Origin of the sequence: Streptococcus hyovaginalis DSM 12219 (genome assembly GCF_000420785.1) — a bacterium.
Lineage (GTDB): Bacteria > Bacillota > Bacilli > Lactobacillales > Streptococcaceae > Streptococcus > Streptococcus hyovaginalis.
Genome location: NZ_ATVP01000011.1, coordinates 1 through 13519, shown reverse-complemented (window position 1 = coordinate 13519; position 13519 = coordinate 1). Strand labels below are relative to the sequence as shown.

General features: G+C 41.9%; 12 protein-coding genes. 1 reads left to right on the top strand and 11 read right to left on the bottom strand.

Features of this window, described 5'->3' with window-relative positions; genetic code table 11:
- Positions 1 to 48: 48 nt before the first annotated feature.
- The 11 genes from G574_RS0108040 to rpoB form a co-directional block, all read right to left on the bottom strand.
- The gene (locus tag G574_RS0108040) at positions 49 to 1002 is read right to left on the bottom strand and encodes a class I SAM-dependent methyltransferase (protein ID WP_029691751.1); all 954 of its coding nucleotides are present in this window, start codon (positions 1000 to 1002) and stop codon (positions 49 to 51) included.
- A 71-nt stretch (positions 1003 to 1073) separates the two neighbouring features.
- A complete protein-coding gene (gene comGG / locus G574_RS10930; protein WP_037590691.1) occupies positions 1074 to 1463 on the bottom strand; it encodes a competence type IV pilus minor pilin ComGG in 390 nt (129 codons plus the stop codon).
- Entirely contained in the window at positions 1441 to 1878 is a 438-nt protein-coding gene (comGF, locus tag G574_RS0108030) for a competence type IV pilus minor pilin ComGF (RefSeq protein WP_029691749.1), read from the bottom strand. The genes comGG and comGF overlap by 23 nt, the downstream gene beginning before the upstream one ends.
- The gene (gene comGE, locus G574_RS0108025) at positions 1856 to 2092 is read right to left on the bottom strand and encodes a competence system putative prepilin ComGE (RefSeq protein WP_245540409.1); all 237 of its coding nucleotides are present in this window, start codon (positions 2090 to 2092) and stop codon (positions 1856 to 1858) included. The genes comGF and comGE overlap by 23 nt, the downstream gene beginning before the upstream one ends.
- 34 nt (positions 2093 to 2126) lie before the next feature.
- The gene (comGD, locus tag G574_RS0108020) at positions 2127 to 2543 is read right to left on the bottom strand and encodes a competence type IV pilus minor pilin ComGD (RefSeq protein ID WP_029691747.1); all 417 of its coding nucleotides are present in this window, start codon (positions 2541 to 2543) and stop codon (positions 2127 to 2129) included.
- A complete protein-coding gene (gene comGC / locus G574_RS0108015; protein ID WP_029691746.1) occupies positions 2527 to 2817 on the bottom strand; it encodes a competence type IV pilus major pilin ComGC in 291 nt (96 codons plus the stop codon). Before comGC ends, comGD begins: the two co-directional genes overlap by 17 nt.
- Complete coding sequence (comGB, locus tag G574_RS0108010) at positions 2818 to 3768, bottom strand: competence type IV pilus assembly protein ComGB (RefSeq protein ID WP_281167093.1); 951 nt, start codon at positions 3766 to 3768, stop codon at positions 2818 to 2820.
- A gap of 1 nt (position 3769) precedes the next feature.
- Positions 3770 to 4723, bottom strand: coding sequence for a competence type IV pilus ATPase ComGA (gene comGA, locus G574_RS0108005; RefSeq protein WP_029691744.1), 954 nt, complete (start codon positions 4721 to 4723; stop codon positions 3770 to 3772).
- A 119-nt stretch (positions 4724 to 4842) separates the two neighbouring features.
- A complete protein-coding gene (locus G574_RS0108000; RefSeq protein WP_156828122.1) occupies positions 4843 to 5223 on the bottom strand; it encodes a DUF1033 family protein in 381 nt (126 codons plus the stop codon).
- 315 nt (positions 5224 to 5538) lie between these two features.
- Positions 5539 to 9171, bottom strand: a complete 3633-nt coding sequence (gene rpoC, locus G574_RS0107995) for a DNA-directed RNA polymerase subunit beta' (protein ID WP_029691742.1) — start codon at positions 9169 to 9171, stop codon at positions 5539 to 5541.
- 122 nt (positions 9172 to 9293) lie between these two features.
- The gene (rpoB, locus tag G574_RS0107990) at positions 9294 to 12863 is read right to left on the bottom strand and encodes a DNA-directed RNA polymerase subunit beta (RefSeq protein ID WP_029691741.1); all 3570 of its coding nucleotides are present in this window, start codon (positions 12861 to 12863) and stop codon (positions 9294 to 9296) included.
- Between the two features lie 420 nt (positions 12864 to 13283).
- Between rpoB and G574_RS0107985 the strand changes: the two genes are divergently transcribed.
- A partial coding sequence (locus tag G574_RS0107985; protein WP_029691740.1) for a transposase occupies positions 13284 to 13519 on the top strand: 236 nt, incomplete at its 3' end.

The following is a 13519-nucleotide window of genomic DNA, read 5'->3' as shown; positions in this document are numbered from 1 at the left end:
TTTGAAATCGTTTACTGTAATACTTTATTATTATAGCAAAATTTTTTCTTAAATGGCATTATCATCCTTCCAGTTTTGTAATTTTTCCATAAAATCTTGCAAAACATCAGGATTCTGAATATCAGCTAAATGATAGGCAAAAATCTCCACTTTCTCAACCATCTGTTTCTTTAGAACAAAGACTGATTTGGCATTTTGGGGATTGCCAAATAAATGATCTGGCAAGGTAATGACCGCCAAGATACTAGCATAGCTAGATAACCACGTTTTCAAAAGATCGCTTTGGGCGCTGGTTAACAGATCCGTAGGTGCTAATAAAATAGCTAAACCATCTTGCTTTAGGTACTTGAGCGATTGCTCCATCAAGAGATGATGGGCGTAAGTATGGCCGTTTGAAGCAGCCACTTGGTAGCGCTTAGCGATGTCATCATTAGGATAGTAACCAACCGGTAAATCTCCCAGGATCACATCACTCTCTTTCAGTATTTGCGGACGTACCGCATCTTCTTGTAAAAAATGAACAGATGAGCCGACAATCTCCGCGATGGAAGCCGATAGATCAATTAAGAGATCATCTAGCTCCAAGCCCATATAATCTATGTTACGATCGGTATTATTGAGTATGGTTTGCGCTAGATTTCCTGTTCCACTACCGATCTCAATAAGATCCAAATGTTCCTTACTAGTCAAAGTCTCCACTAAATACAGTAGCAAAAAGCCGATCGTATCCGGTGTGAACTGGTGATTAGCTTGCAAGGGCTCTGTTTGGGCAACTTTAATAAAAAGAAACTGATAAGCTCTGCGCCATTCTTCAGCAGTCAAATGCAAATCTGCTAATGTCTGATTGTTTTTAGCAACTTTTTCAGGAGCATTTTCAGCACCTAAATAATAGGCATTCTGCTCAATCATAGCATCGTAAATGGTCGTTTTTATCTCATTTTCAATCAACTGACAATTTTCTAAAAGTAACTGATAAGCCGATTCTATTTTTTCAAAGTTCATAGATCCTCCAATACCTGACTATAATACCAAATTTTGCCAGCATAATAAAGAAAGACCTAGCCAATGATTATCTAGTTGGTATCAGAATCACCTACTTTTTCTACGATTGTTTCTTCTTTATGAGGAGTCTTTGAAGATTCCTTTTCTGGTTTTTGCCACTCTTTTAAATAAGTATAGAGATAACTCTTGTCACGGTGCTTAACGGTTAGATACAGTTTGCCATCTTTATGAGTATAAGTCACTACTCCCTTATCAAAGATGAGCTCACCTGCCTCTTTAGCGGCTAAAGGCTTAGCTAATTCTGCCAATAGATACGCCTGACTCGTCTGCTGCTCTTGCTGTCTCAGTTGATAGGCCGCCTGAACACGATAATGATAAAACTGTAGAAGTAAAGCCATAATAGCTGACATGAGAAGAGCATAAAGTAATATACCTGCTCTAACGGTCCTTTTCAAAGACATAAAGAAATTCTCGCACCTTTCCATCTTTAAATTCAAAACGAGCGCTGACAGTATGGTCAAACTGCGTGAACGTCACTGAAGCTAAATCATAAAGCATCGGCTGATAACCACGCCCTCCTGCACTTGTCTTACGAAAATCATCTGCTTTAGATTTCCCAAAGGCTAGAGGCTTAGTATCTTTGACAACATACAATTTATCCTTAGTCACCTTGCTTAAACGGGATTCAGATAACTCATAACGTAATTGCTGACAAAAGAGTAACCAATCGCTCTCACGATCCTTTTGTAAATGATGAACTTGCTGTGAAATCACCTTAGTCATGGCTTGATAAACTTGAACAGATCCTGTTAAGACGAACAAAGCAATCAAACATTCCATTAATGTAAAAGCTCTAAGGCGATAAGACTTTAACACGAAACAACTCCTTCCCATGGTTAAAAATAATGGTGTTATGCGAGATCTGAGAAATCCTGATAGACTGACCATTGATCGCTAAGGTCTGACGGTGACTTTGTATCGCCATCGTTGCAACAGACAGGGCCTGCAATTCTTGATTCAAGACCTGTAGTTGACGATGGTTTTGCCTTAATTGTCCTAAAAACAAGGTCACCAAGCCTGCTAAAACCACTGTAGCCAAAAGGCTTTCCCACAATATATAAGCTTTAACGTCTTTTCTTTTGATATTGACCACTCCCTAAATGTAATTGATACGTCACCGTCTCTGTCGGCGTTTGAAAAGAGAGACTTTCCAGCGAAGAATTGCCCCCAGCTTCATTGAAGGTAATCGTCAGCTCCTTACTAGGTTTGATGCTTTCTGGTATGGCGTAGCATCCCAAACTATTACTGATCTTATCGTGTTTAATCTGTACCACCTGAGGAATTTGTTGACTAGCACTTAGCCGCTGTGTTTCCCGGTAAACCTGTTCAAAGGTCATCAAAAAGAGTTTACTTTCCATGTCTTTGAAAATGTGCGTCACCGATCCATTAATCATCAAGGTGATAAAGGTAATGACAGATAGGGTAAGTAGGCTCTCTAAAAGGGTAAAAGCATCCAGCCTTTGCTTACTTAGCTTTGCCATAAGTGTCTGCTTGTTTTTGCGTGATGTACCCTTCTGAAACCAACTGATTGAGGTTTGGCTTAGTGTCGTGATTCATTTCGTAGAGTTCCATCTGACTTTCTACCACTTTAACCACTGCTGCCTTTCCTTTTTCATCTACAGCAGCTTTTTGCTTGCTCAAATTAGGCACAAACAAGAGCATCAAAACACTGATGATAAGTAAAACTATAAGCATCTCCACAAGAGTGAAAGCTTTCACAGTTTTCTTCTTCATTTTTCTATAATTTTCTTTCATTTACATAACCTCCATAGATTGATACATCGGTAGTAGCATGGCTGCATAAATCATGACAATCATGAGAGCAACCAATATAAAGACAAGGGGTTGCACAAACTGAGTGGCTCTATTGAGACGCTTAAAGAATCGCTCCCACAACTCCTCAGAAAAGATATCTAACTCCTGACCCAGATGTCCCTTGGCGTGACCATACTCAATAATCAAGCTCAACTCCTTTAAAAAGAAAGGGTAAGCCATAACCTTCTCATGGAAAGATTGCCCCGCGATAAACGCTTCTTCCATATCGTGACCAAGCTCTCTAAAGAGGCGTGATTCTTGCTTTTGCATGAGTTGTACAAGATTTGTCATTTCCACGCCTTGCCCAAGAAGGTTTCCCCACTCACGCGCATAAAAAGCGGTCAGATAGAGCTGAACCAAGCCACCAACAAATGGCAATCTAGACAGTAATGCCGCTAAGCCTAGCGAAGACATCTTGGATGCTAGACCGTAAGCTATGCCTACCATGATAAGACCAGCAAAGATCCCTCCTAAGAAGATTTGAGGAAAATGCTCTAACAAACGCGTTGCCATATTTTGCTCTTCAAGCTGGGGAAGCAAGTAATTTTTCAAGCCCATGACAATAAGCACAAGAAAGCTCAATAAGACGATGGGATATGTCATTACCTCAGCCAGTTTTCGCTTGACCTGCCTGACTTGTTTTAAGTAGGACATAATCTTTTGCAAACTGCGCAATTGATTGCCATGGACCTCAGCCAAAGCCAACTGGGTCACCACGGTATCCGAAAAACCAAGTTGTTTCATTAAGATCGGCAAGCCAAAACCCTCTAAGAGGGTCTCTTTCATGATAGATACCTGCTGCTTGGGTACCAAGCGACTTCTCTCCAAAAAGTCTACGGTCTCTGGCAAGTTAAAACCTGAACCAAGTAAGGTCGAAAAAAGCTGAATCAACTTAACCTGCTTGTGAATAGACAATCCTCTCGGTCTGGACCTGCTCCCTGCTAAGATGTCCCGCTTTAAAAAGGTCTTCCAAGGCTTGATTCCATTTTCCGGGCTTGTGGTCTTGGAAATCTTTGGTTGCCACATCGATCAATCCACCTCCTCCGATTAAACGCTGGTAACAAATTCCCGATAAGCTATGCGCTAACTCATCTTGGGATACTCCTAGTTCTAAAAGACGGCTATAAACACCTGATATGCTTTTGGCATGAATAGTCGAGAAAACAGTAGCGCCTGTCAGACTGGCACGAATGGCCGCCCTAGCAGTTTCGCGATCCCGAATTTCCCCAATAACCAAAACATCCGGACGATGTCTCAATGAAAGCTTGATTAAGCTGTCATAAGTCATGTCAATGCTTTCATTTAACTGCAGCTGTAAAATCGCTTCATCCTTAATCTCAACAGGATCTTCAATGGAAATGATCTGCTGGCCAGAAAACTTTTCTTTTAACAATTGGTACATGAGAGTCGTTTTACCACTCCCAGTTGGCCCCGAAAAAAGATATAGCCCCCTTGAACGGACCGCATCCATAATGTCTCGCATGCCATCAAACCAATAATGGAGATCTTGGCGCCCATCATGCAAGAGACGGATAACAAGACTTTCGCGCCCACGATAATCACCAACCGTTGATAAGCGTAAAGAGACAATCTGACCATCATCTAGTTCATAATCACAGGATCCTAACTGACTACGCCGTTTCTCACCAACTGTCATTCCTGCCACAAATTTAAAGTGACTAATAAGATTAACCATCCGATCAAAGCCATATGTCTCAATAAATCTCCTATCATCGCCGATACGCATAAAAACATCATAATCCTCCTTACGAGGAATGATATAAATATCCTGAGCATTTTCCTTTTTTGCTTCATGTATTAATAAGCGTGCTAAATCTTGTACCATAAGACCTCCTTATCTATCTATTCGAAAAAGGAAACATCATTAGCCCTAAAATCAGTCATAAACTAAAAAAACACCCCAAACGTTAGCTTTTGTGACTAACATTTGAGGTGCCCTTTATTTTAGGACAAGCTATTGTGTTTATTTATAGAGCATGCCGGATGAATGCCTTGAGCATTGGTTTGATTATAATCTAGGCTATTTAGAGTTTCTGGTAATTCCTGCCAATTACTTAGCATCATTAAAGAGTGGTATTGTTGCAAGTCTTCGTCACACTCTTCGCACCAGCGCATATCGTCCGTCCGCCAAAAGGCTGACATCAAATTGGGTTTACTATTAATCTTTGGAAACTGCTCTCGGAGATCTTGCCACTCTTCTTGATAATAGAGCAGCGCATCATCATAGTTCTGAAATTCTCTAACAGCGACAATGTCATCTTTCCAGTTTTCTAAAAACCACCATGGCTCAAAATCACCATACATCTTTATTACTTGATAAGCCATATAATTACTTGGGGCACAGCTTTAATTGTGAAAAACCATTCTTATCCTTCGCTTGAATAAAAATTAAGAATATCTTAAATCATAAGCACATCATTCTTATTTCTTTTTCAAACGATTATAAGCAAGGAATCCGAAAACCTATGGATCACCCTTTTCCTTTCTAAATATCGTCTTATTAGTAGATAAGCAAACGACTTGCCTTTCTCTAGTGACGTCTATTATATAAGATTACATCTAAATTAGATAATAATTTGCTTGTACAAAGATACACAAGTAAACACAAAAAAATCGAAAGCCGAAACTTTCGATTTTGTATTATTCTGTAACAGTTGCTTCTTCTGAAACAGGAACTTCTTCAATGATTTCCACCTCATTAACAGACTGTGGTTCAATGTTACGGTAGCGAGCCATACCAGTACCAGCTGGAATGATCTTACCGATGATAACATTTTCCTTAAGTCCAAGAAGATGATCTTTCTTACCACGGATAGCAGCATCTGTAAGGACACGCGTTGTTTCCTGGAAGGAAGCCGCAGATAGGAATGAGTTGGTTTCAAGGGAAGCTTTTGTGATCCCCATAAGCACTGGACGAGATGTCGCAGGAATACCACCAGAGATAACAATTTCTTTATTAGCATCTGTGAAATCAGCAATATCCATTAATGTTCCTGGAAGAAGATCTGTATCACCTGGATCCATAACACGAACCTTACGAAGCATTTGACGAACCATAACTTCGATGTGTTTGTCACCAATTTCTACCCCTTGGCTACGATAAACTTTTTGCACTTCAGCAAGCAGGTAAGTTTCCACAGAAAGGGTGTCACGGACCTCAAGGAGACGCTTGGGTTGGATTGACCCTTCGGTAAGAGCTGCACCACGAGCGATTTCATCACCCACTTCGACCTTCATACGGGCTGTAAATGGAACCACATATTCACCCATACCAGTCTTACCTTGAACAAAGACTTTCTTAGTACGCGTTGATGCGTCTTCTTCGATGCTAATAACCGTACCTTTAACCTCTGTAATCACGGCTTCCCCTTTAGGGTTACGTGCTTCAAAGATCTCTTGGATACGAGGAAGACCCTGAGTGATATCGGTATTTGAGGCTACGCCACCGGTGTGGAAGGTACGCATAGTAAGCTGAGTACCAGGCTCCCCGATAGATTGGGCAGCAATGGTACCGACTGCTTCACCAACTTCAACCGCATCACCAGTCGCCAAGTTGATACCATAACAATGGCGGCAGACACCATGGCGAGTGTTACATGTAAAGACAGAGCGAATCGTTACTTCTTCAACACCAGCGTTAACAATTTCAGTAGCCTTATCTTCTGTAATCAATTTATTAGGACCGACGATAGTTTCGCCAGTGATTGGATTCTTGACAGATTTCTTAGTGTAACGGCCTTGAAGTCGCTCTTCAAGTGTTTCCGTCACTTCTTTACCGTCTGTGATAGCTGTAATTGTCAAGCCACGGTCTGTGCCACAGTCATCCTCACGGATGATAACATCTTGGGCAACGTCAACCAAACGACGAGTAAGGTATCCTGAGTCGGCCGTTTTAAGAGCTGTATCGGTCATACCTTTACGCGCACCGTGAGTTGAGAAGAACATTTCCAAAACGGTCAAACCTTCACGGAAGTTAGACAAGATCGGAAGTTCCATGATGCGTCCATTAGGAGCAGCCATCAAACCACGCATACCGGCAAGTTGAGAGAAGTTAGAGATGTTACCACGAGCTCCTGAGTCCATCATCATAACGATCGGGTTCTTAGGATCTTGTGTTTCAATCAAGCGTTTTTCAAGCGCTTCTTTAGCTTCACGCCATGTCGTTGTAACAGCTACATAACGGTCATCTTCAGTCATAAGACCACGGCGGAAGGCTTTGTTAATGTCTTCAACACGGTGGTGAGCCGCATCAATAATCTCAGCCTTGTTATCAATAACAGGGATATCAGCAATACCCACTGTCAAACCAGCAAGTGTTGAATGATAGTAACCGAGGTCTTTCAAACGATCAAGAAAGGCTGATGTTTCAGTTGTACGAAGACGTTTGAAAGTTTCCGCGATGATGTTACCAAGATTTTTCTTCTTGAATGGTGCATTCAATTCAAGAGAGTCAATAACAGGTTGAATATCTTGACCTGGCTCCAAGAAGTATTTATCTGGGGTACCATCTGTCAAGTTAGCGTTGTTCGGCTCTTGAAGATATGGGATCTCAGTTGGAATCACATCATTAAAGAGGATTTTACCAACAGTTGTCACCATGATTTTGTGAAGTTGGTTTTCTTTCCAAGGTTTATTTGGCATGCTGTCAACAGCGATACCGACACGTGAATGCAAATGAACATAGCCATTTTGATAAGCCATAACAGCTTCATCACGGTCCTTAAAGACCATACCTTCACCCTCACGACCAGCATCTTCCATGGTTAGGTAGTAGTTACCCAAAACCATATCCTGTGATGGTGTAACAACAGGTTTACCATCTTTAGGATTAAGGATGTGTTCAGCCGCAAGCATCAAAAGACGAGCTTCTGCTTGTGCTTCCTCAGAAAGGGGCACGTGGATGGCCATTTGGTCACCGTCAAAGTCGGCATTGTAGGCTTCACACACAAGTGGGTGAAGACGAAGAGCTTTACCATCAATAAGAACTGGTTCAAAGGCTTGGATACCCAAACGGTGAAGGGTAGGTGCGCGGTTAAGAAGAACTGGGTGTTCTTTGATGACTTCTTCAAGAATATCCCAAATACGTTCGTCACCACGTTCAACCATACGTTTAGCAGCTTTAACGTTACCAGCGTATTCGCGAGCAACAATTTCACGCATAACGAATGGTTTGAAGAGCTCAATAGCCATTTCACGTGGTACACCACATTGGTACATTTTTAGAGTAGGACCGACAGCGATAACGGAACGACCAGAGAAATCTACACGTTTACCAAGCAAGTTTTGACGGAAACGACCTTGTTTACCTTTAAGCATATGACTCAAAGATTTCAATGGACGACCACCAGGACCTGTGATTGGACGGCCACGACGACCGTTGTCAATCAAAGCATCAACGGCTTCTTGGAGCATACGTTTTTCATTTTGAACGATGATACCAGGAGCGTTAAGTTCTAAAAGACGTGCTAAACGGTTATTACGGTTGATAACACGACGGTAGAGATCATTAAGATCAGATGCCGCAAAACGACCACCATCCAATTGAACCATCGGACGAAGATCTGGTGGAATAACTGGAAGGATGTTAAGAACCATCCACTCTGGTTTATTACCAGACTTGTAGAAAGCATCAAGAACGTCCAAGCGACGCACAGCTTTGACACGTTTTTGTCCAGAAGCCGTTTTTAACTCTTCCTTAAGTTCAGCAATTTCAGCTTCCAAGTCCACACGTTTAAGAAGGTCTTGAATAGCTTCAGCACCCATTTTGGCCACAAATGAACCATAACCATACTCTTGGAGTTTTTCACGATATTCACGTTCTGTCAAAAGTGATTTTGCTTCAAGCGGTGTATCCATAGGATCAATAACCACGTAAGCAGCGAAGTAGATAACTTCTTCAAGAGCTCGAGGACTCATATCAAGAGCAAGACCCATACGAGATGGAATCCCTTTGAAATACCAGATATGTGATACAGGAGCTTTCAATTCGATGTGACCCATACGTTCACGACGAACTTTGGCACGCGTTACTTCGACCCCACAACGGTCACAGACAATACCTTTATAACGGATACGTTTGTATTTACCACACGCACATTCCCAGTCTTTTGTTGGACCAAAGATGACTTCATCGAAAAGTCCTTCACGTTCTGGTTTTAATGTACGATAGTTGATTGTTTCAGGCTTTTTAACTTCACCGTAAGACCATGAACGGACCTTACTAGGTGAGGCTAATGTGATTTGCATACTTTTAAAACGATTTACGTCAACCACTAATAGTACCTTTCTTCATTATCAATATTACGCAGTCAAAGGTAATGGAAACCCACTACCTGACCTTGTAACAGCCTGTTAGTTTTATCTATTAAAAAACTAACCTTTTGTTTCAACTTTTACTATTTATCTTCAGCTGCAGCTTGTGCTAGTTCTGCTGATTCCTTAGCTTGTTTTTCACGTGCTTTTTCAAGATCATCGACGTGCATCACATCATCATCTTCACCTTCATCAAGATCACGAAGTTCAACTTCTGTATCTTCATCATCAAGGACACGCATGTCGAGACCAAGAGATTGCAATTCTTTGACAAGAACGCGGAATGATTCTGGCACACCCGGTTTTGGAATTGGTTTACCCTTTGTGATAGCTTCATAAGCTTTGAGACGACCAGTCACATCATCTGACTTGTAAGTCAAGATTTCTTGAAGGACATTTGACGCACCATAAGCTTCAAGAGCCCAAACCTCCATCTCACCGAAACGTTGTCCACCGAATTGTGCTTTACCACCAAGCGGTTGTTGGGTAACAAGTGAGTAAGGTCCAACTGAACGTGCATGAAGTTTATCATCAACCATGTGGTGAAGTTTGATCATGTACATGACACCAACTGACACACGGTTATCAAATGGTTCACCAGTACGGCCATCATAAAGGACAGTCTTAGCATCGCTATCCATACCGGCTTCTTCAACAGTAGCCCAGAGATCTTCTGAAGTTGCTCCATCAAAGACTGGCGTTGCGATGTGGATACCCAAGTTACGAGCAGCCATACCCAAGTGAAGTTCCATAACCTGACCGATATTCATACGAGATGGCACCCCAAGAGGATTAAGCATGATATCAACAGGTGTTCCGTCTGGAAGATACGGCATGTCTTCTACTGGTACAATCCGTGAAACGACACCCTTGTTACCGTGACGACCGGCCATTTTATCTCCGACTTTAATCTTACGTTTTTGTGCGATGTAAACACGAACAAGCATGTTTACACCTGATTGCAATTCATCACCGTTAGCACGGGTAAAGATTTTCACATCACGAACGATACCGTCACCACCGTGAGGAACACGAAGTGATGTATCACGTACTTCACGTGATTTATCTCCAAAGATAGCGTGCAAGAGACGTTCTTCAGCAGACAGGTCTTTTTCACCCTTAGGTGTGACTTTACCAACAAGAATGTCGCCTTCTTTAACCTCAGCACCGATACGGATGATACCCATTTCGTCGAGGTCTTTAAGTGCTTCTTCACCGACGTTTGGAATCTCACGAGTAATTTCTTCAGGTCCTAACTTGGTGTCACGCGTTTCTGATTCGAATTCTTCCAAGTGAACAGATGTGTAGACATCCTCTTTCACCAGACGTTCAGACATGATAACAGCATCCTCAAAGTTATAACCTTCCCATGTCATGTAAGCAACAACCGGGTTTTGACCAAGGGCCATTTCACCGTTCTCCATAGAAGGACCGTCAGCGATGAAATCACCTTTTTCAACCATATCGCCAACTTTAACAAGCGTGCGTTGGTTGTAGGCAGTACCAGAGTTTGAACGACGGAATTTGGTCACGTGGTAAACGTCAAGTGAGCCATCTTCGCGGCGAACTTCTACTTTTTCAGCATCGGAATAGACAACTTTACCATCATGTTGGGCAATAATCGCTGCTCCTGAGTCATGAGCCGCTTGATATTCCATACCAGTACCAACATAAGGGGCTTTTGGATCGATCAATGGCACAGCCTGACGTTGCATGTTGGCACCCATGAGGGCACGGTTAGAGTCGTCGTTTTCCAAGAAAGGAATACATGCTGTCGCAACGGCAACTACTTGCTTAGGTGAAACATCCATGAAATCAGCTAAATGCGCTGGGTATTCTTGGTTAACACCTTGGTGACGACCCATAACAATTTCTTCAGCAAAAGTACCGTCTTCATTCAGTTTTGAATTAGCCTGAGCCACTGTGTACTCATCTTCTTCATCAGCCGTCAACCAAACGATTTCGTTGGTTACCTTTCCAGTAGCACGGTCTACTTTACGGTAAGGCGTTTGGATGAAGCCGTACTTGTTCAAGTGACCATATGAAGACAAGTTGTTGATCAAACCGATATTTGGTCCCTCAGGCGTCTCGATCGGACACATACGGCCATAGTGTGTGTAATGCACGTCGCGCACTTCATATCCAGCGCGGTCACGAGTCAAGCCACCAGGTCCAAGGGCTGATAAACGACGTTTGTGAGACAACTCAGAAAGCGGATTGTGTTGATCCATGAACTGTGATAATTGTGATGAACCAAAGAACTCTTTGATTGCAGCCGTAACCGGACGAATGTTGATGATCTGTTGTGGTGTTAAAACATCGTTGTCTTGAACAGACATGCGTTCGCGGACATTACGTTCCATACGAGCGAGACCAATACGGAATTGGTTAGCAAGAAGCTCACCAACCGCACGGATACGACGGTTCCCCAAGTGGTCGATATCGTCTACTTTACCAATACCTTCTGCAAGGTTTAGGAAGTAAGACATTTCCGCTAAGATGTCTGCTGGTGTAAGCGCACGAATCTTCTCATCTGGATTAGCATTACCAACAATGGTGACCGTACGGTCTGAATCATTTGGTGCCACAACCTTGAATTTTTGAAGCAAAACTGGCTCTGTCACAACAGCATAATCATTTGGTGTGTAAACAAATTTGTTCAAATCACCATCCAAATGCTCTGCGATAGAATCAATCACATCGCGTGTCATAACTGTTCCAGCTTCAACAAGAATCTCACCTGTTTCACTATCAATCAAGTTCTCAGCAATGGTCTGTCCAAGAAGACGTGTTTTCACATTAAGTTTCTTATTGATCTTATAGCGACCAACAGCAGCTAAATCATAACGACGTGGATCAAAGAAACGCGCTGTCAATAAACTACGTGATGAATCAGCTGTTTTTGGCTCACCCGGACGAAGGCGCTCATAAATTTCTTTAAGCGCTTCATCTGTACGTGAATCATTTGGATTTTTATGAATGTCTTTTTCAATAGTATTGCGAACAAGGTCACCATCACCAAAGATATCAATGATTTCATCATCACCAGAGAAACCTAGCGCACGAACAAGCGTCGTAAATGGAATCTTACGTGTACGGTCGATACGTGTATGGGCAATGTCTTTAGCATCTGTTTCAAGTTCAAGCCAAGCACCACGGTTAGGGATCACTGTCGAGCCATAACCCACTTTACCGTTTTTATCAACCTTGTCATTGAAGTAAACACCAGGTGAACGAACGAGCTGAGAAACGATGATACGCTCTGCACCATTGATGATGAACGTTCCCATTTCAGTCATGTAAGGAAGATCTCCAAAGAAGACCTCTTGTGTTTTGATTTCACCAGTCTCTTTGTTAATCAAACGGAAAGTCACAAAGAGAGGCACTGAATAATGAGCATCATGCGCACGCGCTTCCTCAAGCGTGTATTTAGGTTCTTTCAATTCATAACCAACAAATTCCAACTCCATGGTATCTGCAAAATTTGAAATCGGAAGAACGTCTTCAAATACTTCACGGAGACTGTTATCCAAAAAATCTTGAAATGAATCGGTTTGAATTTCAATTAAATTAGGTAAATCAAGAACTTCTTTGATTCTTGAAAAACTACGACGGGTACGATGTTTCCCGTATTGAACGTCATGTCCTGCCAAGTCTTACTCCTTTATTAAATGAGATATGAGCCACTAAGAAGCTCTGCAATCACTTTAAGTTTGAAAGGGTCAACCATCAAACTCATTAACTTTTTTGACTGTCAATCAATTTTCAGAACCTTTAAGTTTTTGTTACAAACTGTAAAATTAACCAAAAATCGGCACAAAAAGAGCAGCTAAATCGGACTCCTTAAAGTATGATTTAACTGCTTTATGCCACAGTTGGACAAGATTTCAACTGTGATTAAACGTCAAATAGATAGTTGTATTATAACATAGAACCTATCTAAATTCAATCGTTTACCGTCTATTTCGTGACTGGTTTTGTAGCGTTACAATAGATGTGAGACTTCTAGAAGTCAAAAAGAAGATTCCCTGATATGATAAGAGTACCACGACTCATCAAAAAGGAATCTTCTCATGACTAGTATATCACAAAATCTTCGCTATTTACCACATACTCTAGAAACACGTTACCACGCGGTTAAAACCTACCAAAATGGTGCCTCTGTCGCCTTCATCTGTCGACGCTACAAGGTCTCAAAAGCCTCTCTCATGCGCTGGAACAAGCGATTCGACGGAACTAAAGAATCGCTGAAAGACCATTCCCATCGCCCTCTAACACCACATCCAAAGGCTCATACCCTGCAAGAGCT